Below are 18781 nucleotides of genomic sequence, written 5' to 3'. Positions count from 1 at the left end.
CCCCAATCCGTTCGCCTTCCGCTCGGTCACGGCTCTGATTCATCGCCGGCAATGTGGTTGAGGAACCGCGCCAGTCGTTCGGTATCGGCGTGCGTCCAGCCCTCGGGAGGCACCACGCTGGCCCAACCGTTGACGTAGTCCTCCGACGAGTAGTTGTGACCAAAACCCGCCGGCACGCCGAGTTGGTGAATCAGATCGCCCACCGCCTGCACGCCCGAGACGATGGGAAACCAATGCATGGCGTCAGGCACGTCGAAGCCACGTGGCCGAGCCAGCCATTCGGGCGGCCACCAGAACGCACTGGCACTCCAGAACACGGCCGGATCGGCCGGATGCTGAAGGTACACGATTCGCGGGGCCGGCCAGTCGGTGTCCAATGCCGCCTGATGCGGATCGCGGTTCAAGAACCGTACCGAACGCCCCCCATCGAAGATCGGCTGCCAGAAGGGCGACCCGCTATCGCGCTCGCGAGTGAGTTGCGAATGGATCGGGTTGCTTTGTTTGGCGCCGACGATCAGCACGCCATCCGTTCGGGCCATCATGTTGGCCACCGAGGCAGAGGCGTCTTTCCCGACGAAAGGCGCTTCCACCCCTGCGGCGCCGAGACTCTTGCCGAACAGAACGAGCTTTGGCCGTCGTTTCGGCGGGAGCATCGACCATCGGGCGCGAACCGCGTTGAAGAGCGTGATACCCGCCTCGTTCGCGAGACCCGCATCCATGAAAATGGCGAGTCGGCTAGGCAGGAAAGAGTATTGGATCGCCACGATCGCTGTGTCGCCACGGTGCAGTTGCTCCAGCGAAGCCGCGGCTTTGGGGACTATCCAGCCCGTGCCGGTGGGTATCCACACGACCAGCACTTTCCGCTCGAACCCGCCCGCGCGCTCGAGCTCGCGGACCGCAATCTGCGCACGCTGCTCGAGGGAGTCCGCGGAACGCACTCCCACGTAGACCCTCACCGGATCGACCAGTCTCGCATCAGTCCCGTGGAACTTCGCGAGCTCTTGCTTGTTTGTCGCTGTCGCCACGAAGCCGCGCCCCATGCGGCCCAAGGTGTCCCATGCGACGAACGACGTGCTGCTGCCCGACACCGCCGGCGACGTCGGGGCCACGATTCCTTCGGTCGTGTTCTCGTTCACCCGCCCGTGGACGAAGTTGGAGACCGTGGTGAGGGCGGGAAAGGCCACTCCGCGACCGAGCGCCATGCCAATCACGATGATGAGCAGCGCTGTTGCCGGCACCGAAACGATCGGGGGCACGTGGCCCTGGATGACCTGCTTGACTGCGGCGATACCGCGCGCCGTCAATCGCCCGATGACTACCAGCAACACCGCGCTCAACGGCGACAGGACGCTCACCAGCACGGCGTCGAACCAGGCGATCGGCGCCATCCCCATGAAACTACGCTGCTCGTTCTGCCAGCCGAGCCATAGCTTCGAGCCAACGAATAGTGCAATGAGCCACGCCGCTGTCAGAATGATCCAGCTGCGCCGTCGGATCTCGCTGCCGGCCACGCGCCCCCATCGCTCCAGCAGCCGATGCACGCCGCGGCCGACCCATGTGCCTATCCCATAGCCGATGGCCAGACAGAACGCGCCGACCACGGTTTGCGTTCCCCACGACCGCGGAATCAGTGTCGGCGTCAGTGACTGCCACCAGAACACGAGCGCGAGCAGCGAGCCGCTGAGCGTCGGCGTCCAGGACGTGCTTCGAAGCCCGGCGGCTACCGGCTCATGGGAGTCCCGCATGCGTGCTCGCTCGGATTGGCACAACTCGCACCTCGTTTCCGCGGGTCACCCGCAAAGGAGTTGATGACGCGACCAGCCTTGATTCAGACTCTGCCAGGAGGGCAGTAATGGACGATGCCGCCGCATGATCAGCCACGACGATGTTTTCCTGATTACCGCGCGCAACGCGACACATGGGGGCAGCGGGACGGACGGGGCTGCTCCGATCTCGTGCGATGTTTCTCCTACGTCGAAAAAACGTCAACGATAAACCGGCCATGCGTCGCATTGTATTTACCTTTCTGTCCCCCGAACAACATCGTCGCTCTGCGCGCATCGTGTTCAAACATCGATGAACCGGACTGTCGGTGGCAAGCGGTTCGAAACCCGCTGGTTGAATTGGCCGTCGCAAACCAAGCCGAATATCTGGAGCATTGCCGACGCTACGCAGTTGACCGGCAAGGCAAACAGGCCAGATAGCGAGATGGTGTTGCGATTGTCGCGAGACTTCCAGGAAGACCCGGTGTCTCCGGTCGCTTCTGTCTGCCGCACGAAGCTCGAAGGGATCATAGGCAAACGCGGCGACGCGCCATACCGCTCCGAAAGGGCACGCCGGCGCGAGCCATTAAACCTCCTGGCGCGTTGCGGGCCGAGCGGCCGCGTCGCGGAACCTGCGCCTTTGAGAAGGCGTCGACAACATCGAATCGACAAAGGTGTGCGCCCGATTTTCTCCATACTTGAACGCTTCATGCTCGGTCAGAAAATCGAACTGTTCCGGAAAACTCAGCAGTTCCTGTTCCGGATTGCCGGGCAACGTCACGGTCCATGACACGCGATAACGGCGATATTTGCCACCGAGCCAATGCGTCTTCGATAGCGTAACGTTCACCTCGATATTGCAGCCGCGATACGGCGCATATTCCTGAATGGACATCGCTTTTCTCCCACAACTGAACGCTTGCCACGTACGTCTGCTTTGCCGGCGGTTGCGCGCGGCCTCCAGATCGGCGGGATAGTCGATCTCGTCCGCGACCGGGAAATAGACGCTCGCCCCGCTGGTCGCGCCGTTCGGCCGCGAAAAACGCGCAGCCCATGGGTGTCTCGTTATGCATTTCGTGTTGACGATGCACATCGAGCAACGCGCGTTCCCGCGCGGCAACCATCGTCTCGGCCCGCAGCGCGGCTGCGCTCGTGGCCATTCCGCCGATCTTCGTGACGCGGCGCTCGCGCACCGGCTGAACATCAAGGCGATTCAGGTGGCGGAACGGGACTTCCAGGTCGCCAAAAGCCGCAAGGCGCGAAACGAGTTCGTCGATACGTGGTCCGTCGACGCGTTCGTGGAAGAGGGCATGCAGCCGGCGGAACCACGATGGGGTACGCATGAACGGCATTGGCCTGCGGACGCGCATCGGCACGGGTAAAGCGCGCGGGACGCTCAGCCGGCCACGCCGCGCCGACGGGCTCGATCAACTCGATGGCACCCGGTGATCAAGGCCCGGGAAGGAACTGGACGTCTCCGTACCAGGCGCGTGTCGTGGCACCGGTATTGTCGGTATCGGTCAGCAGCCCGTAGCCTGTGATTCGTCCTGGCGGTTCGTGAAAGACCCGCTCATAGTCTTGCACGATATTGCGGCGCAGGCTTTGCCACTGACCCGCATCGCCAGGCAGACCGGAGACCACGATCATCTGTACGCGGTTCGTGTGAGGGTTGGCAATGACGGTACCCGGCGCGGCGGTGGTCGACCACACGTACATCAACGTGGCATAGGGCAGATCTTCGCCACTCAGTTCCTTGGCCAGCCCCATCTTCGCCCGGTCGAAAAGCGACAGCTTGCTCTTGTCTCCGGCAAACATGAACACCAGCCGCGCTGGCGCGTCTTCCTTCGACGCCACGCGGTTATCGGCGCCTTCGATCGGTCTATCCGCTTTCCAGCGCCATGCCACGACGGGAGTGCGAGCGAGGTCGATATCACCGTCGTGCATCAGCGCGGAAGCAGAGCGGTTCGCGTCCGCCTGCAGCACAGTGGTGTGGTCGTCGTGAACGAGCGTGTATTGCGTGATGGGCTTGCCGCGCACGACCGGCAGGTTTTTCCAGCCCGCGGGCAGCGATGCGCCGGGCTCGAACGAGGAAAAGGCGATACCGGGCTTTTCGTCCTGGGCAAGGATGGGTGGCGACAACAAAAGAAGCGCGACGCATGCGGCGATCCAGGCTGACGGGGCTGTTCGTTTTTGCGCTCGACGGCGCGTGGGAAGATGCACGGCAGGTCGCATTCGTATGTTGGATAGCGTCCATTGTAATGGGCTCCTCGGGCGACGTTTCAGCGGAGCTTTCACGCCGGCGGTTGAGGTTCTGTTTGCTGCGTCGTAGCGGCTGCATGACGAGGCTCGCAACGCGCCGCGCGGTATTCCCGTCGCGTCGTGCGGCGCGCGAGGGGTTTGCTATCAATGACCGTGATCGCCGCCACTCATCACAGGCGTCAATTTCCCACATATTGGGGAAACTCCCTGGCTCGTAAAAATCGTAACTCGACTTAACAAAGTTAGAATGGCTGCTCTAAGACGGCTTCAGACCGTGTGCCTGGCCAACGGCCCGGTATGGGAACGACCTTCACGAATCGCAGTGGCAGCGATCGCCGTGTCCGCGAGAACCTGAGAGATATTCCGTGAGCAGCCCAAAACAGATGCCATTTACCCTATCCGTTCCGACCGACGTGTCGCAACTGCCCAACCAGTTCCTCGCCGGTTATTGCGCGCTGATACGGCTGAACGTGGATACATACAGGTCCGCGGTCACGGGTGCCGCGCTGCACTGGGAAAGCGTATTGCGCGCCCAGACGCCTGAACAGTTCCTCAGACGTCAAGCGGATGTGATGCCTTGGCTCACCCTGCAGTTCGCCGGATACACCCGCGGCTGGATGGATATTGCGTCTGAAACAATCAGACCGTGCCACGCCGGCGGCGATCACGACGACGAGCGTGAGCTCCACGAGGACACCAGGCCCGCTGGGCTGCCGGCCTGCGCAACGGGCGTCGACGCGATGATGCGCGCGGCCGTGCCGCCGGAAGTGCAGCCGGATGGCGTGTCCGTCGCCGAGGCACAGGTCGGAGAAATGGTCCGTGCCTTTCTCGAGCGCGTCGAAAAGGCGACGCCTGACACGGCGGAACGACGAGGTCCGCCTCGCACACGTCGCTCGTCAACCCGATAGGCGACGAGCTTCCACCAATCCTGCCGGGTCCGGTATTCGCGTGCTGCCGATGCAGCCGTGGCCGGATCTGGTCACCCGTTCCTTCGCTCCCGCCGTGAGGTAAACGACATGTTGAGCCCGCACGAAGTGGCCACGTTGCTGCTGTTGAAGGATGCGCCTGAACGAATTGATTCGGATCGGGCAGAGCTTGGCGCGCTCCGCGAACTGCAGTTGATTGCGAATGAGCCAACTGGGCCGGGCTTCCGGTTACCTCGCGTGACGCCGCGCGGCGACGCCGTGCTGCGAGCATTCGCACGGGTCCGCTGACCGGTGCGCAGACAACGTATCTGACGACCTACATACGTTGGGTGGCCGCCTGCGCCGCCGCTCGGCAATCGTGTGTACGAACAGCTTCGCCAGTGACTGTCGCTGAGCACCGCAGCGCGCAGCGGGGACTTCGTCACGGTCGCTAATCACACCACCATTCTCCCCGCGCGGGGAACGAGTTATGCGATAGCTCGAATAGGGGCCCGAGGTGCGATCTGCCAGATTCTCGGTGAAAAGTTATCGGGAGAGTTCGCAGCTGCGCCTCGATCTCCGAAGTGGACGCAAAAGTCTATTGCTGCCGCTTAAAAGCGACTGACACTACGCTCGCGCCAGCTTATGAAATATCTCGCCCGGGCTGCCGCACTTGCTGGCCTGGCCATCGCGGTCTGGCTCGTCTGGCACGCCGACGCGCAGAAGGTGCTCGGTTTGATGCGCGCGGCCGGCGCCGGGCTCGCGCTTGCAGGGATGGTCCACATTCTGCCGATGCTCGCCAACGCAAGGAATTGGCAAATGCTGATGCGCGGCGCGATACGCCCGAAGCTGTTCGCGGTACTGCATCTCGTCTGGATTCGGGAGTCCGTGAACGGCATGTTGCCCGTTGCCCGTGTGGGCGGTGAAGTCGTGACGTTTCGCATGATGCGCAAATGGGGCATGGAGCCTGCCCCAGCCATGGCGAGCCTCGTCGTCGACCTCCAGCTCACGCTCATCAGCGAAATGCTGTTCGCCATCGCGGCCATCGGCTATCTGATCGCCCATGCCGGCTCCAGGGCGTTGCACCTCGCAGCCAGGCTCGGAGGCGGCATCGCGATTCTGGCGGTTCTGCTCCTGGCGTTTTCGTTCGTGCAGCGAGCGAGTCCGTTCGCGCGGCTCACGAAACTTTTCAATCGCATCACGAGCGGCAAGTTCCGCTCGCTCGTCGGCGAGTCGGTGCGCATCGATCAATCGATCAGTGAGCTCTGGCATCAGCCCGGCGTCATCATCCGTTACCTGCTCATCTGGCAATCACTCCAATGCATCGCGACGGCGCTCGAGCTATGGCTCGCGCTCTATTTTCTGTCGGCAAAAGCAGGTTTCCTGCAGGCAGTCGTACTCGAGTCGCTCATCCAGGCGCTCAGTAGCGTCGCGTTCTTTGTGCCTGGCGCACTCGGCGTTCAGGAAGGTGGATTTCTGCTGATCGGCACGGTGCTTGGTTTCCATCCGCAGCTTTGCCTCGCGCTCGCGGGTGCGCGCCGTATTCGTGACATCATCGTCTTTTTGCCTGGACTGATCGCCTGGCAGGTGGAGGAGTGGCGCGACAAGCGGCGACTTCGTACCGAGGGAGGTCGGGGTCCGAATCATGATGCGAGACACAGGAAAACATGATGCGGTCGTGGTGTTCGGCGCCTTCGATCGCCACAACCTGGGTGACCTGCTGTTCCCTCACGTCGTCGCAAAACTGCTTGCGTGCGACGACGTGATCTTCGCCGGGCTCGCGGAGCGTGACCTGCGCGTCCACGGCGGCCACGCTGTTCAGGCGCTCGCGCAACTGGCCGCAGAACGCGGCAAGGACCGTGTGCATATCGTGCACGCGGGCGGCGAGATCCTGACTTGCGGCGACTGGGAGGCGGCGGTGATGCTGCTGCCGTGGGACCAGGCACAGAAGGTCATCGCGCGACTGGAAACGCACAACGACGAGCGACGCGCGTGGGCACGTGCGCTGACGGGTCTCGATGCGCTTGCCCCCTACATGACGTCTCGCGCGATGTTTCCCTGTGCGTCGAGCGTCACTTATCAAGCGGCCGGCGGCGTCGATGTGGAGGGACTCGATCCCGGGATGCGAGCAGAAGTCCTGTCGAAGCTCGCGCAAGCCGACGACGTCAGCGTGCGTGACATCCGCACCCAGAACGGGCTCGCCGCAGCAGGCATTCTCGCGCGGCTCGTGCCGGATCCGGCGGTGATGGTGACGGAGCTGTTCGGCGCGAACATTCGCGCGTGCAAGGAACGAAGCGGCGTGGCGGATTTGCAAAGGGCGTTTCCCGAGGGGTATGTCGCCGTGCAGTTCAGTGCGGATTTCGGCGACGACGGAACGCTCGGTGTGCTTGCGCGCGAGCTCGATCGCGTGTCGAACGAGAGCGGGCTTGGTATTGTGTTCTTTCGAGCGGGTGCGGCGCCCTGGCATGACGATATGGCCTGCTACGAGCGGATTGCGGCACGGATGAAGGTCTCACGTACGCAACTCTTCCGTTCGCTGGAGATATGGGACATCTGCGCACTGATCGCGGACGCCACGGCCTACGCGGGAAGCAGCCTGCACGGACGGATCGTCGCGCTGGCGTTCGGCTTGCCGCGGGTGAACTTCTTCCATCCGGCGCGCGCGAACCACACGACCAAACAGTCCGCGTTTGCCGCGACGTGGGAGCCAGCGTGCGTGCCGGGCAGCGTCGGGATCGAGGCACTTTCGCAAGCAATGCTCCATGCCCTGACGATCGACCGGACGTTGCTGCGGCGCACGGCCACACACCTTGCCGCTCGCTATCGCGAGGGATTCGCGCAGACGCGAGCGGCAATGTGTTGTGCGTGAAATGCAGGGCCTCGCGCGACGAGCGGCGTCGGCGCGGTCGTGTAATCTCGCGAAGCTCGATCGTTCTTTGCTCAGCCCACGTGTACGAGCGAGCGTGTGGTGCGAACCGTGGACGGCCGGTCGCGCAGCAGCAGTGGCATCAAGCGCCGATTGGCTGTCTGCGCCGCCCATTCGCAATACGCGGGGCTGCCGAGCACCCAGCCGTTGAGCGTCGACTGCATCAGGTTATTGATCTCGCGTTCGTCAACAGGCTGTGCGCCCAGATCGCGATAAGCCTGGTGGCGCTCGAACGGCGTATTGCCGAGCGCCCGGTACAGTGGATGGTCCTTGATGAACCTATCGACACGCAGCCCGATGTGGTGCGCGCAGCTCGACCACGGGTAGTTTCCCGGCTCGGCCGCCAGGCCATTGCGCACCGGCGCCTGATCGATGACCTGGCTCGCGAGCAGGAAATACCGGTCGGGCTCAATCACTGTCGACCGGTACTCGCCACGCCATACCGCACCGCGGCGTCCATGGCGGCGGTTGAAGGTCTCGGCATAGCGACGGCCAACCGCCTGCATTGCCATGGCGACGCTCGACTCGTACGAAGGCGTGACGAGGAACTGTACCGCATCAGGCATGAGCACCCACGCATGGACCGCCAGATCGGCGACGCGCGCTGCGTCTGCCACGCAGGCGAGGAAGTACAGGTAGTCTCCTTCGTCCATGAAAGCGGGCCCCGCGAGTCCCTGCAAGATAACGTGCTGCGGTTGATCGGGGACGTAGTGCCGTGCAAGCCGTGCCATGCTGAATTAACCGGAGATCCGATGTGAGAAAGCGGTCCGATAGATATCGGACGCGGGACCGTGTGTAACGTGCTGGAGGAAATTCTAGCGATCATGTTCGTGCATCTGCATCACGAACAGGCCTTTTTTATGGCCTCTGTTCGTTGATTTGCCGATCGCACCAGTGTCTCTTATGCCAATGCTGAATTGCAGCGCCGCGCTCGGACGTTGATCGACGAACGCTTCGCATCGCAGCTCTATCCCTTGTCGAACAGACTTGAAACCCGCGAGATCGTTTTCGCGGTCAGAACCAGCAATGCACCAGCGATGCTGTAATCGACGTGATGCATAACGTCGGCCAGATAGAAAACGGATAGCGCAATGATCGGGTGGTACATCGCACGGCTTATCAGGCGTTTCATCGGTGTCTCACGCTACTGTGTTTGCGCGAAGCGGTCAGTTGCTGTGCTTGAACCGATTCGTGCAAGTTGGGTGACGCGCCAGGTTTCCAGAGTCCGAGGAAGGCTTGTTGGCGAAGTACGGATGACGCCGATCCGTGATGTTCCTTCCTGTCATGAACTCTGCCCGCGGCAAGCGATTGCCGTCCTGCCCGTGCGTCGATCTTTCTTGACCGATCGTCCACTTCTTGCCGATGCATCGCGTGCGCAGTGCGGGCGTCCACAAAGATCGTCCTGTCATCCTGGCGAAGCGCACGTTCCGCGGTGCGCTTTTTGCCAGGCGCGAGTCTTCAACGGACCCGCAAAGCGCTTCATAAGCCTCGCGAAAAACGCCAGTAAGGGAATTGTCATCAAGTGAGGTTGCGGGTATAACATGGAGCCCTTGGCCATCCTGACGAATGAACGGCGGCCAGGTTTCTCGCCCGGGAAATCGCATTTCACGCGAGCTATCCATGGATGCAGTCTCTGAGGTTCTGCGCGCTGTTCGTCTGAGCGGCGCCGTGTTTCTGAACGGGACACTCACCGCGCCGTGGTGTCTGATCGGTCGCACCGATGCATCGCTCTGCGGCGCTTACTTGCCGCCTTCCGAGCGCGTCGTTTCTTATCATCTGATCATAGAGGGGAGTTGCTGGGCGACGCTGGCCGACGATCCCGGTTCGGCGATTCACGTCCATGCCGGCGAACTGATCGTGGTGCCTCAGGGTGAAACGCACATCATCGGCAGCGCGATCGATATCTCCCCTGTGCCGTCGGACTCCCTACTGGCCGGGCAGATGGCGACAGCACCCGGTGAAGTGATGACGCTGTCCTATGGCGGCGGGGGCGCTGTGACGCGCATCGTGTGCGGCTTTCTGGCCTGCGACGATACTTTGAGCAATCCGCTGCTCTCATCGCTGCCGCGACTGTTCAAGATCGACATGCGCCAGGATCCGCGTGCGGCATGGCTCGAGTCGTCTCTCAAACTTGCTGCCGCGGAAGCGGCCGACTCGCGCGCGGGCGGCACGATCGTGCTTGCCAGGCTATCGGAACTGCTGTTTGTCGAAGCAATCCGTAGCTGTATTGAAGCGCTACCTGATAACCAGACCGGGTGGCTCGCCGGCGTGCGTGACCGCTACGTTGGACGCGCGCTCTCGCTGCTTCACGCGCAGGCGGCGCATGCGTGGACCGTCGAGGAACTTGCGCGCAAAGTGGGCCTGTCGCGTTCCGCGTTGGCGCAACGCTTTACCGATCTTCTGGGGCAGCCGCCCATGCAATACCTCGCGAGATGGCGCATGCAGATTGCGGCGCACGAACTTCTGATCGGTAGCAAGCCGCTCAACGCCGTTGCGGAACAGATTGGCTATGAGTCGGAAGCCGCATTCAGTCGCGCGTTCAGACGCGAATTCGGCATGCCGCCGGCCGGCTGGCGCAAGAGCAAGGGAAAGTCGAACGGCGTGGCCACATCAGCGCAGCACGCGCAACCTACGCGTGGCGTTGCCGCACTGGGGGATCAGTGATGCCTGCCGCGACGCGCCGTGCTGTTTCTACCCACTCAATTGTCGACCTGTGCGACCAACGTGACGAAACGGCGTTTCAGTCATATCGTCCGGCGACTCGATCATAGAACTTCAAGACTCCCAATCGTAAATTGAGCGTGCCGGAAAGCCAGATCATCCGACTGGCTCTGCCCGGTGAACCGACACTCAACGCTAGACCGCATCGCGGTCCATATTGGGAGAACTTCAATGAACGCAATATTGCGGCTGTCCGATCGCGATCGCTACGCCCGATGCATTCGCGCTTCGAAGATGGTCAATTGGGACATCGACCGTGACGTGATTGGAGGCCGTACCTTCGACATGTCCCAGAAGTATTTGCCGGACGGGCTGTCGCTGGTGCCGGATTTCATCATGCTCTCGGAGGCTGAGAAGCGGTTCGTCAGCCAGATTCAGGGGCGCACATACGCGAACGTGTTCGGGCTCGTCGAGCGCTTCATTAACGCCAAGGTGCTGGAAGTGAGCCGCGACTACTGGCTCGGCGATCAGGTGGCGCTCGAAGCGCTCGTGCGTTTCAGCGACGAAGAGCTTAAACACCAGGCGCTGTTTCGCCGCATCGAAAAAATGATCGGCGAAACGCTGCCAGTGGGTTATCGCTTCGACGTCGATCCCGATGCGCTTGCCGCCGTGGTCCTCGGCAAGAGCACCTGGGCGGTGCTGGCCATGACGCTGCATATTGAACTGTTCTCGCAAATTCACTACCGCCAGAGCATTCATCCTGACGATCAGTTATCCGAGCTGTTCAAGGATGTATTTCTGTACCACTGGAAGGAAGAAAGTCAGCACGCCATTCTCGATGAGCTGGAATGGAAGCGGCACGACGCCACGCTGACAGATGCGGCGCGCGACAACGCGGTCAACGAGTTCATCGACCTGATGATTGCGATCGATGGCATTTTGGGCGGGCAGGCGACAGCGGACTCGCGGTATTTCATCGCGAACTGCGGGCGTGCCGTCGTCGAGGCAGAAGCCATGTCGATCGAAGCGAATTTCCATCATGCCTACCGGTGGCAGTACCTCCATTCCGGTATGCATCACCCCCATTTCGCGGAAGTGCTCGATCGGCTCGTCTCCGAAGAGCAGGGGATGCGTATCCGGGCCGCACTCGCCACACTGCATTGAGCGAGCCCGAACGCACACGAATCATCCAGCTAAAGGTGCGCGCGGCGAGGATCTGCGTTTCATCAGTCGAGTCCCTCGTGCTTCATGGCAAGCTGGACGGCCGGACGCGCGCGCATCAGTTCGGCAAAGTTTCGCAATTTCTCCGGCACTTCGATGCCTACCTTTTTGGCCCAGAGCAGCATCGTGAACAGATAGGCGTCCGCCACACTCGCTTCGCTGCCGAACAGGTATTCGCCCTTGAACATGGTGGCGATCAACTGGAAGCGTTGACCGAGCTTCTCGCGCGCTGCCGTTGCTTCAGCATCCGAAGTGGGCTTGAAAACACGGCTGAACTGCTTGTGGATTTCCGTCGAAATGAACGCGAGCATCTCGAGCAGGCGCAGGCTGCCGGGTTCGCTATTCGGCGCAAGGGCAGGCTTGCGCTGTGCGACCCACGAAAGAATCGCGATATTCTCGGTAAGCCGTTGACCATCATCCATTTCGAGGGTTGGGACGTAACTCTTTGGATTGATCCGATTGAACTGCTCCCCAGTCTCGGTCTCCTTGGACTTCAGGTCGACGCGAATCCTTTCGAAAGTGAGATCGGCCTCATGCATTGCGATATGGTCGGCGAGGCTGCAGGCACCAGGCGAATAGTAGAGCTTCATGATAGGGGGTCCCTTTTCGTGAGATGAACTGAACCGTTTCAACGCAGCAAAGGGCGTGCCGCCGCCGTCGACACCTGGAACGAGAGTTCGACGTCGAGCGTCGATTGCGATGGATGAACTTTGGCATAATTGCCGCATCGCTGCGCCGGGCACTGTCCGTTTTCACTCGCGCCACGTCCACAAGGGTCTTTCGTCATGGTTCGTGGAGCGGCTTCAGATAGCTTGAATTAATGTAGCCATCCGAACCCGGATCGCAATCGCAGCAGGGCAGGGCGACGGCCAGCACAGGAGAGACCATGCGGTCGGAAGTGAAGTCCGGCGTGCGCCTGAGACGTTATGCAATCACGGTGACGGCCGTCATCGTTGGCCTGCTTGTCGTCGGACGCATCACGGGCATCCTGGTCAACTGGCTGTGGTTCTCTTCGATCGGCTATGGTGGCGTTTTCTGGACCATCCTCTGCGCGAGAGCGCTGCTGTTTGCCGCGGTGTTCGCAGTCTCGGCGTGCGCGATATGGCTGTCTGGGATTTTGGCGCATCGTTACGCGAGGCGCATCGATGTCTTGCGAGCTCAATCTGTTGATCGATCGGGTGCGACGGAAGTTGCCGTTGAATTGTCTGAGCTGATCGCGCCGCACGTTCCCTGGCGCTCCAGTATTGCCTGCGCCGCGGTCGTCCTGGGGTTGGTTATTGCCGCTAGCGAAGTCTCGAGCTGGGACCTCGCGCTTCGCTTCATTTATCAGGTCCCTGTTGGCGAACGCGATCCGATCTTTGACAGGGATATCGGCTTTTATCTGTTCTCGCTCCCCGCGTATGTCGCACTCAAGAACTGGCTGCTGCAGCTAATCTTCTGGAGCGCGATCATGGCAGGCGTTGTCTACGGGGTGCGCGGTGACATCGCGCTGGAGCGGCCACCACGCACGCTCTCGGCCGCCCCCCTCACTCATGGTTCGGCACTGCTCGGTTTGTTCTTTGCGGTGAAGGCCTGGTCGTGGTGGCTCGACCGCTTTCTGCTGCTCTATGGCGACAACGGCGTCGTGGTCGGCGCCAGCTATACCGATGTCCACGTCGAGTTGCCGGTCCTGTGGATGCTTGTCGGCCTTGCCGCAGCCTCATCCGTTGCCCTTTGCATCAACATGCGCCGGCGGAGCCATCTGCAACCCGTCGTTCTCGCGCTGCTCGTATTCGGCAGTTCGTTTGTATTCGCTGTGATCTATCCGTCGCTGTTTCAGCGCTTCTATGTCAAACCGAGCGAGCTGAAACTGGAAACACCCTATATCGAGCACGCTATCGCGCTAACGCGACAGGCTTACGGCCTCGCCAAGATCGAGGTTAAACCGTTTGAGGCCGAGCAGGGACTGACTCTCGATTCGCTGCAGGCCAATCGGGCGACCATCGACAACATCCGGCTATGGGATGTGCGACCGCTGATGGATACCTATGCACAGTTGCAGGAGATCAGGACTTATTACAAATTTATTTCGGTGGACATCGACCGCTATCAGCTTGACGCCGGATACAGACAGGTAATGCTGTCGGCGCGTGAACTGGAACCGGCGATGCTTCCGACCAACGCCCAAACCTGGGTGAACCTGCACCTTATCTTTACTCACGGCATCGGCGTCGTGATGTCGCCAGTCACCGAGAAATCCACCGAAGGCTTACCGTTTTTCTATCTGCACGATATTCCGCCAGTCTCCAGCGGCGGCCCGGTCATTCGCGAACCACGTCTTTATTTCAGCGAAGGCCGGCCGGACTACGTCATCGTGAACGGCAACGTAGCGGAGTTCGACTTTCCCCAACGGCCGACTAACGCCTACACGACGTATAGCGGGCGCGATGGCGTCAGCATCGGCAGTGTGGCACGCCGCAGTCTGTTCGCCTGGCAGCTCGACGATCCGAACATCCTGCTGAGCGGCTATATCACAGACAAGAGCCGGATCCTGCTTCATCGCAACATTCAGGACCGCGTGCGTACGATCGCGCCATTCCTGACTCTCGACCATGACCCCTATGTCGTCGCAAGCAATGGGCGCCTGTTCTGGATCCAGGACGCCTACACCGTCAGCCGGTGGTTTCCTTACTCCCGGCCGGGTTTCGGCGACGGCGCCAATTACATCCGAAACGCCGTCAAGGTCGTGGTCGATGCGTATAACGGCACGGTCGATTTCTACGTCAGCGATCCCGCCGATCCGCTCCTGCGCACATACGAGCGCATCTTCCCGGGTTTGTTCAAGCCTTTGGACGTGATGCCACCGGAGCTGCGCAAGCATATCCGCTACCCCGAAGATCTGTTCCTGATCCAGGCGCAGCTCTACCGCGCCTATCATATGGATGCGCCGGAGATCTTCTACAACCGCGAGGATCTGTGGCAGTTTCCCCAGGAGCTGGTCGGAATGGATGGCGGAAGCACCGCCAGCACGATGCCGCCGTATTACACGATCATGCGACTCCCCGGCGACGCACGCGCCGAGTTCATCCTCATGCTGCCGATGGTGCCGAGCCAGCGCGAGAACATGATTGCCTGGCTGGCGGCGCGTTGCGATGCGCCCGGGTACGGCAAGCTCATCGTGTACACCTTTCCCAAGGACAAGCTGATCTATGGGCCGTTTCAGATCGAAGCGCGGATTCAGCAGAATACCGAGATCTCGCAGCAGATCTCGTTGTGGAACCAGATGGGCTCACGCGTCATTCGCGGTCATCTCGTGGTCGTGCCGATCGAGAACTCGATCCTCTACGTTTCGCCGCTCTATTTGCGCGCGGCGTCCGGTCAGTTGCCGGAGTTGAAGCGGGTGATTGCCGCCTATGGGGACCGTGTGGTGATGGAGAACACTCTGGATGAGGCGCTGGCGGCGCTTTTCAGTGAGACCGCACAAGCGGCATCGCCAGCCCGAGGCACAGTGGACGCTCGCGCGCGAGAGGCACTTGTCCACTATGACCGCGCCATCGAGAGACTGAAGGCGGGAGACTGGAGCGGCTTCGGCGCGGAACTGGATGCCCTCCGGCCGTTGCTCGAGGCACTCGGCGCTGGCCGTTCCGATGACCGGAAGTGACCAACGGGACGATCAATGCGGCTCGCCGAGGCAAGCGTCGGCAACATCGACGATCGGCTCGCTGTCGGCGTGAGCTTGAGGAAACCGATCGACGCACTTGATCTGAACGTAGGTCCACCACGTTCCCGGTGGATCGTGACCCAGCCACAACACAGTGGCTGCGACCTTGGTTCGCAGCCCCCATTGGCGCCAGTCAGCACCCGTTGGCGAAAAGTTTCCGTGAATGTCCTTGTACAGGTTACGGTCCAACCCGTATCGCTTCAGATAGGGCGGGTTGATGCGCTCCTCGGACGTAGCCGGCTCGCCACGTGCGATGCCCGCTTGCGCCAGGGCCGCGTCCCGGCGGAAATCGCTCACGGCACGGCCGACCACCGACAGCTCGAACAGCAATGCCCCGCCAACTGCCATGCAAGTCGCGATAATGCAAAGCGAGAGCGCCCAAAGCACCCGCCTTCGGGTCGTCGGTGTCTTCATCACTGTCGACCTCCTACCGGCAACGGGATTCGCCGCCATGCCCGGCGCTTCGTTCGCCATTCAAATGGCCGCTCGGCTTTGTCGCAACGGATTTGAGATGGTCGACGGCAGTCGTGTCAGACAGAGTGGCCCCCTTGCCTCGTCAGCAAGAGCCAGGCCGGTTTGCAGTCCGGTACGGGTACTTCACGCCCTTTGTAGAAGGTCAATCGCCTTTTCGGCATCGTCCAACGAGTCGACCGCGAGATACGCAATGAACTGCGAGCCAAGTACAGCGGCCGAAACGCCGCGAAGGTTGATCCCCCCATCGGCCAACGTCTGGGTCAATTGCGCGATGATGCCCAACTGGTCCAGACCCATTACACGGACGGAGTGAAGGCTCGGGCTGACGCTGAACCCCGCCTGTGTGGCGGCACGGATCACACTTTCTCCCTCTAGCGGAGCGACAAACACGACTCCCTTACCCGCTGCCTCTGGCGTTCGACGTGCCACGACGAACTGCAAGTCGACACCAGCATCCCGCAAGACGCTTAAGACCTTCGCAAGGCCTCCCGGTTTATCGTCGATGGTAGCTGCCCAAACCTCGACCCGTTCCACGCTCAGTTCCATGGCCGTCCCTCCCGGCTCGAACCTCATTAGAAAAATCTACTTCACGAACGGCACGCGGGCAAGGACTGTCGGAGTACGCGCCGGTCGGCGAGCCGCGTCCAACTTGCTGCTACCGAGCATCTGTATCAAGATCAAGTCGCCTCATCACAAACAGGCGACTCTCATGACAGACGATCCCGATGGCGATCCTGCTACCGATCCCGACAAACTGAAAGGCCCAGGCGGCATGAGTTTGAGGCAGATCCACGAACAGGTTCAGAAGTCCGTCCAGCGCGACTGCGAAGCGCAGACTGCGCGCCACGCGCCCGCTCCACCGCAAAGCCGGTGGCAGCGGTGGGTTCGCTATGTATGGGGCCGTAGCGGGCGGCGCTAACCGCAGTGTGATCAGGGACGTGCTGGTCGCAGACCAGACTCGTTGCATCGTGAAGTCCGCGCTGCATCCACCCGGCTACCCATTTGGGTGGTGTGCGCCCCCCGTCGTTCTGTCATTGTGAACCCGTCGTCATAACGCTCGCTGGACAGGCGAGCAAACGTCGACGCGAAGCACTGGCAGGTCGCACGCAATTGACAGGGGGCTTGAAATGGAAACCACATCCTCGAGCGGAAATCCTTTAATGGATCTCTCGGACAATCTGGCAGACATCGTCGCGCGAGTCGGGCGGAGTGTCGTCGCAGTACACGGCCGACATCGCATGCCGTCGAGTGGCGTAATCTGGCGACGTGGCGTCGTCGTGACGGCTGCACACACGCTCAGGCGTGAGGACGGCATCGAAGTCACATTGACCGACGGCCGTACGGTCGCCGCAGTCCTCGCGGGCCTGGATCTGGGGTCCGACGTCGGCGTGCTGAAACTGGACGGCGTGGACCTCGACCCGATCGGTTCCGGCGACGCCCACTCACTGAAGCCGGGTCATCTTGCGCTCGCCGTCGCACGTGCGGACGATTCCGGCGTCAGCGCTGATTTTGGCGTGATCGGCAGCATAGGTGGTCCTTGGCGCACGTGGAAAGGCGGACAACTCGATGCGTTCGTGCGACTGGACGGCGGTCTGCGCCCGGGTTTCTCCGGGGCGGCCCTCGCGGACATGCGCGGGCAGGTCATCGGCATCTGCACCTCGGCCCTGATGCGCGGCGCCGGCATCGTGATTCCGGGGATGACCGTGGAGCGCGTCACCGATGAACTGTTGGCTAAAGGGCGCGTCTCGCGGGGCTACCTTGGTGTCGGCACGCAGCGGGTCGGCCTGCTTGACGCCTGGGTCAATAAAATGAACCTGTCGTTCAGCAGTGGATTGCTGATCAATTCGCTTGCGCCGGGCGGCCCTGCGGAGCAGGCGGGCGTGCTGATAGGCGATGTACTGATCGAACTGGACGGCAAGCCTTGCCGCGACATGGGTGACGTAAGTGCGGCGCTGGGCTCCGCAAGCATTGGGCAGCAGTTGCATATCGCCTTGATCCGAGGCGGCGAACGCCACGCGTGTTCGGTAACGGTGGGCGAACGGCCCCAACGGAATTCGTGCAGGTGACGTCCGGGAAGCGACCAAATGTCGGATGGACAGACGATACGGAGGGCGCCTTTACGGGTCGTAGTGATTGCGGCATCGTGGCAAGAGCGCGCAAGCCTGCAAGCGCTTGTCGAGGCGAACCCGGCACTTGAGTTCCTGGGTAGCGCGCCCGACGCCGAAAAGCTCGTCGATTGCCTCGCCGGATCGGTGCCGGATGTGGTCGTCACCGACATCGCGCCGGAGGCGAGCGATGCGCTCAAGACGCTACTCGAACTCTCGCCCGGGTCACCGTCGCTCGTCCTGTTGAGCGACGACCCGGACAGCGACTGGATCTTCGATGCGTTGCCCGCCGATGCGGTGGCTATCCTGCCGCGCAACGCGATGCCAGCTGAAATCGTCGTGTCCATCGAAGCCGTCGCCGCAGGCCTTTGCGTGCTGACGCCCGACATCCTCGCAAGGCTGCTGGCCGAAACAAGACCGTCGCGCCAGAAGGGATCCGGCGAACCGTTCGAAGCCTTGACGTTACGAGAGATCGAAGTACTGGCGATGCTCGCCGACGGACTCGGCAACAAGGAGATCGCGCGGCACCTCGACATCTCGGACAACACGGTGAAATTCCACCTCTCGTCAATCTTCGGCAAACTCGGTGCGACCAACCGCACCGAAGCGGTGATGCTCGGCATGCGGCACGGATTCATCATGGTGTAGTCAAGCTCGCGTTTCTCTACCCACGACACTGATATGGTCGCTGCGTGTCAATAAGAGAAACAGTTATTGAATCCCAAGGGTAATCGGACGATGCGGCACAAGTCCGTTGCAGCGACGAT

General features: G+C 61.6%; 19 protein-coding genes. 12 read left to right on the top strand and 7 right to left on the bottom strand.

The features are described from left to right. Nucleotides 1-26: 26 nt before the first annotated feature. The gene (locus tag HDG34_RS36875; RefSeq protein ID WP_260321460.1) at nucleotides 27-1745 is read right to left on the bottom strand and encodes an alpha/beta-hydrolase family protein; all 1719 of its coding nucleotides are present in this window, start codon (nucleotides 1743-1745) and stop codon (nucleotides 27-29) included. A gap of 331 nt (nucleotides 1746-2076) precedes the next feature. On the opposite strand from HDG34_RS36875, the gene HDG34_RS36870 reads away from it, so the two are divergent. Together HDG34_RS36870 and HDG34_RS39685 are read left to right on the top strand one after the other, a co-directional pair. Further along, on the top strand, nucleotides 2077-2553 hold the full coding sequence (locus HDG34_RS36870) for a hypothetical protein (RefSeq protein ID WP_184068462.1): 477 nt from the start codon (nucleotides 2077-2079) through the stop codon (nucleotides 2551-2553). A 277-nt stretch (nucleotides 2554-2830) separates the two neighbouring features. Next, nucleotides 2831-3145: a hypothetical protein gene (locus tag HDG34_RS39685; RefSeq protein WP_260321459.1), complete on the top strand. Its 315-nt coding sequence runs from the start codon at nucleotides 2831-2833 to the stop codon at nucleotides 3143-3145. A 67-nt stretch (nucleotides 3146-3212) separates the two neighbouring features. On the opposite strand, the gene HDG34_RS36860 is transcribed toward HDG34_RS39685, so the two are convergent. After that, nucleotides 3213-3983, bottom strand: a complete 771-nt coding sequence (locus HDG34_RS36860) for a DUF3047 domain-containing protein (protein ID WP_311734927.1) — start codon at nucleotides 3981-3983, stop codon at nucleotides 3213-3215. Between the two features lie 404 nt (nucleotides 3984-4387). On the opposite strand from HDG34_RS36860, the gene HDG34_RS36855 reads away from it, so the two are divergent. The 4 genes from HDG34_RS36855 (at nucleotide 4388) to HDG34_RS36840 (ending at nucleotide 7796) form a co-directional block, all read left to right on the top strand. Beyond that, nucleotides 4388-4930 (top strand): phasin family protein, encoded by a 543-nt coding sequence (locus HDG34_RS36855; protein ID WP_311734928.1) that lies wholly within the window; start codon nucleotides 4388-4390, stop codon nucleotides 4928-4930. Between the two features lie 108 nt (nucleotides 4931-5038). Continuing rightward, entirely contained in the window at nucleotides 5039-5236 is a 198-nt protein-coding gene (locus tag HDG34_RS36850) for a hypothetical protein (RefSeq protein ID WP_184068456.1), read from the top strand. Between the two features lie 336 nt (nucleotides 5237-5572). Then, nucleotides 5573-6598, top strand: coding sequence for a lysylphosphatidylglycerol synthase domain-containing protein (locus HDG34_RS36845; RefSeq protein WP_184068453.1), 1026 nt, complete (start codon nucleotides 5573-5575; stop codon nucleotides 6596-6598). Beyond that, on the top strand, nucleotides 6573-7796 hold the full coding sequence (locus HDG34_RS36840; RefSeq protein WP_184068450.1) for a polysaccharide pyruvyl transferase family protein: 1224 nt from the start codon (nucleotides 6573-6575) through the stop codon (nucleotides 7794-7796). Before HDG34_RS36845 ends, HDG34_RS36840 begins: the two co-directional genes overlap by 26 nt. Nucleotides 7797-7867: 71 nt before the next feature. Here HDG34_RS36840 and HDG34_RS36835 read toward each other — a convergent pair whose 3' ends face one another. Together HDG34_RS36835 and HDG34_RS36830 are read right to left on the bottom strand one after the other, a co-directional pair. Further along, nucleotides 7868-8584 (bottom strand): transposase, encoded by a 717-nt coding sequence (locus tag HDG34_RS36835; protein WP_184068447.1) that lies wholly within the window; start codon nucleotides 8582-8584, stop codon nucleotides 7868-7870. A gap of 236 nt (nucleotides 8585-8820) precedes the next feature. Next, nucleotides 8821-8985: a hypothetical protein gene (locus tag HDG34_RS36830; RefSeq protein ID WP_167368794.1), complete on the bottom strand. Its 165-nt coding sequence runs from the start codon at nucleotides 8983-8985 to the stop codon at nucleotides 8821-8823. Nucleotides 8986-9473: 488 nt separating this feature from the next. Here HDG34_RS36830 and HDG34_RS36825 point away from each other — a divergent pair, with 488 nt between their 5' ends. Further along, complete coding sequence (locus tag HDG34_RS36825; protein ID WP_184068443.1) at nucleotides 9474-10517, top strand: AraC family transcriptional regulator; 1044 nt, start codon at nucleotides 9474-9476, stop codon at nucleotides 10515-10517. A gap of 228 nt (nucleotides 10518-10745) precedes the next feature. Then, on the top strand, nucleotides 10746-11678 hold the full coding sequence (locus tag HDG34_RS36820; protein ID WP_184068560.1) for a hypothetical protein: 933 nt from the start codon (nucleotides 10746-10748) through the stop codon (nucleotides 11676-11678). A gap of 62 nt (nucleotides 11679-11740) precedes the next feature. Here the strand turns inward: HDG34_RS36820 and HDG34_RS36815 are convergent, their stop codons facing one another. Further along, nucleotides 11741-12325, bottom strand: a complete 585-nt coding sequence (locus HDG34_RS36815) for a glutathione binding-like protein (protein ID WP_090811025.1) — start codon at nucleotides 12323-12325, stop codon at nucleotides 11741-11743. Between the two features lie 296 nt (nucleotides 12326-12621). On the opposite strand from HDG34_RS36815, the gene HDG34_RS36810 reads away from it, so the two are divergent. Further along, the gene (locus HDG34_RS36810) at nucleotides 12622-15375 is read left to right on the top strand and encodes a UPF0182 family protein (protein WP_184068439.1); all 2754 of its coding nucleotides are present in this window, start codon (nucleotides 12622-12624) and stop codon (nucleotides 15373-15375) included. Nucleotides 15376-15387: 12 nt separating this feature from the next. On the opposite strand, the gene HDG34_RS36805 is transcribed toward HDG34_RS36810, so the two are convergent. Both HDG34_RS36805 and HDG34_RS36800 read right to left on the bottom strand, forming a co-directional pair. Further along, the gene (locus HDG34_RS36805; RefSeq protein WP_184068436.1) at nucleotides 15388-15849 is read right to left on the bottom strand and encodes a hypothetical protein; all 462 of its coding nucleotides are present in this window, start codon (nucleotides 15847-15849) and stop codon (nucleotides 15388-15390) included. Nucleotides 15850-16032: 183 nt separating this feature from the next. After that, nucleotides 16033-16455 (bottom strand): ACT domain-containing protein, encoded by a 423-nt coding sequence (locus HDG34_RS36800; protein WP_184068433.1) that lies wholly within the window; start codon nucleotides 16453-16455, stop codon nucleotides 16033-16035. 163 nt (nucleotides 16456-16618) lie between these two features. On the opposite strand from HDG34_RS36800, the gene HDG34_RS36795 reads away from it, so the two are divergent. The 3 genes from HDG34_RS36795 to HDG34_RS36785 all read left to right on the top strand — a co-directional run bounded on the left by HDG34_RS36795 (nucleotide 16619) and on the right by HDG34_RS36785 (nucleotide 18662). Further along, nucleotides 16619-16828 carry a hypothetical protein gene (locus tag HDG34_RS36795; protein ID WP_084754273.1) on the top strand — a complete coding sequence of 70 codons (210 nt, stop codon included), beginning with the start codon at nucleotides 16619-16621 and terminating at the stop codon, nucleotides 16826-16828. Nucleotides 16829-17069: 241 nt separating this feature from the next. Further along, on the top strand, nucleotides 17070-17975 hold the full coding sequence (locus HDG34_RS36790; RefSeq protein ID WP_184039521.1) for a S1C family serine protease: 906 nt from the start codon (nucleotides 17070-17072) through the stop codon (nucleotides 17973-17975). An 18-nt stretch (nucleotides 17976-17993) separates the two neighbouring features. Beyond that, complete coding sequence (locus HDG34_RS36785; protein ID WP_184068430.1) at nucleotides 17994-18662, top strand: response regulator transcription factor; 669 nt, start codon at nucleotides 17994-17996, stop codon at nucleotides 18660-18662. The last annotated feature ends 119 nt before the right edge of the window (nucleotides 18663-18781 follow it).

Source organism: Paraburkholderia sp. HC6.4b, from assembly GCF_014200875.1.
GTDB classification, from domain to species: Bacteria; Pseudomonadota; Gammaproteobacteria; order Burkholderiales; family Burkholderiaceae; genus Paraburkholderia; species Paraburkholderia tuberum.
This window is presented reverse-complemented; position numbering and strand designations above follow the sequence as displayed.

What these genes read in the sequence shown, in the direction of transcription:
- HDG34_RS36785 (WP_184068430.1), top strand. Translation starts at nt 17,994, where the DNA reads ATGTCGGATGGACAGACGATACGGAGGGCGCCTTTACGGGTCGTAGTG.
- HDG34_RS36825 (WP_184068443.1), top strand. Translation starts at nt 9,474, where the DNA reads ATGGATGCAGTCTCTGAGGTTCTGCGCGCTGTTCGTCTGAGCGGCGCC.
- HDG34_RS36810 (WP_184068439.1), top strand. Translation starts at nt 12,622, where the DNA reads ATGCGGTCGGAAGTGAAGTCCGGCGTGCGCCTGAGACGTTATGCAATC.
- HDG34_RS36800 (WP_184068433.1), bottom strand. Translation starts at nt 16,455, where the DNA reads ATGGAACTGAGCGTGGAACGGGTCGAGGTTTGGGCAGCTACCATCGAC.
- HDG34_RS36845 (WP_184068453.1), top strand. Translation starts at nt 5,573, where the DNA reads ATGAAATATCTCGCCCGGGCTGCCGCACTTGCTGGCCTGGCCATCGCG.
- HDG34_RS39685 (WP_260321459.1), top strand. Translation starts at nt 2,831, where the DNA reads ATGCATTTCGTGTTGACGATGCACATCGAGCAACGCGCGTTCCCGCGC.
- HDG34_RS36820 (WP_184068560.1), top strand. Translation starts at nt 10,746, where the DNA reads ATGAACGCAATATTGCGGCTGTCCGATCGCGATCGCTACGCCCGATGC.
- HDG34_RS36875 (WP_260321460.1), bottom strand. Translation starts at nt 1,745, where the DNA reads ATGCGGGACTCCCATGAGCCGGTAGCCGCCGGGCTTCGAAGCACGTCC.
- HDG34_RS36870 (WP_184068462.1), top strand. Translation starts at nt 2,077, where the DNA reads ATGAACCGGACTGTCGGTGGCAAGCGGTTCGAAACCCGCTGGTTGAAT.
- HDG34_RS36840 (WP_184068450.1), top strand. Translation starts at nt 6,573, where the DNA reads ATGATGCGAGACACAGGAAAACATGATGCGGTCGTGGTGTTCGGCGCC.
- HDG34_RS36815 (WP_090811025.1), bottom strand. Translation starts at nt 12,325, where the DNA reads ATGAAGCTCTACTATTCGCCTGGTGCCTGCAGCCTCGCCGACCATATC.
- HDG34_RS36805 (WP_184068436.1), bottom strand. Translation starts at nt 15,849, where the DNA reads ATGAAGACACCGACGACCCGAAGGCGGGTGCTTTGGGCGCTCTCGCTT.
- HDG34_RS36835 (WP_184068447.1), bottom strand. Translation starts at nt 8,584, where the DNA reads ATGGCACGGCTTGCACGGCACTACGTCCCCGATCAACCGCAGCACGTT.
- HDG34_RS36790 (WP_184039521.1), top strand. Translation starts at nt 17,070, where the DNA reads ATGGATCTCTCGGACAATCTGGCAGACATCGTCGCGCGAGTCGGGCGG.
- HDG34_RS36830 (WP_167368794.1), bottom strand. Translation starts at nt 8,985, where the DNA reads ATGAAACGCCTGATAAGCCGTGCGATGTACCACCCGATCATTGCGCTA.
- HDG34_RS36795 (WP_084754273.1), top strand. Translation starts at nt 16,619, where the DNA reads ATGACAGACGATCCCGATGGCGATCCTGCTACCGATCCCGACAAACTG.
- HDG34_RS36850 (WP_184068456.1), top strand. Translation starts at nt 5,039, where the DNA reads ATGTTGAGCCCGCACGAAGTGGCCACGTTGCTGCTGTTGAAGGATGCG.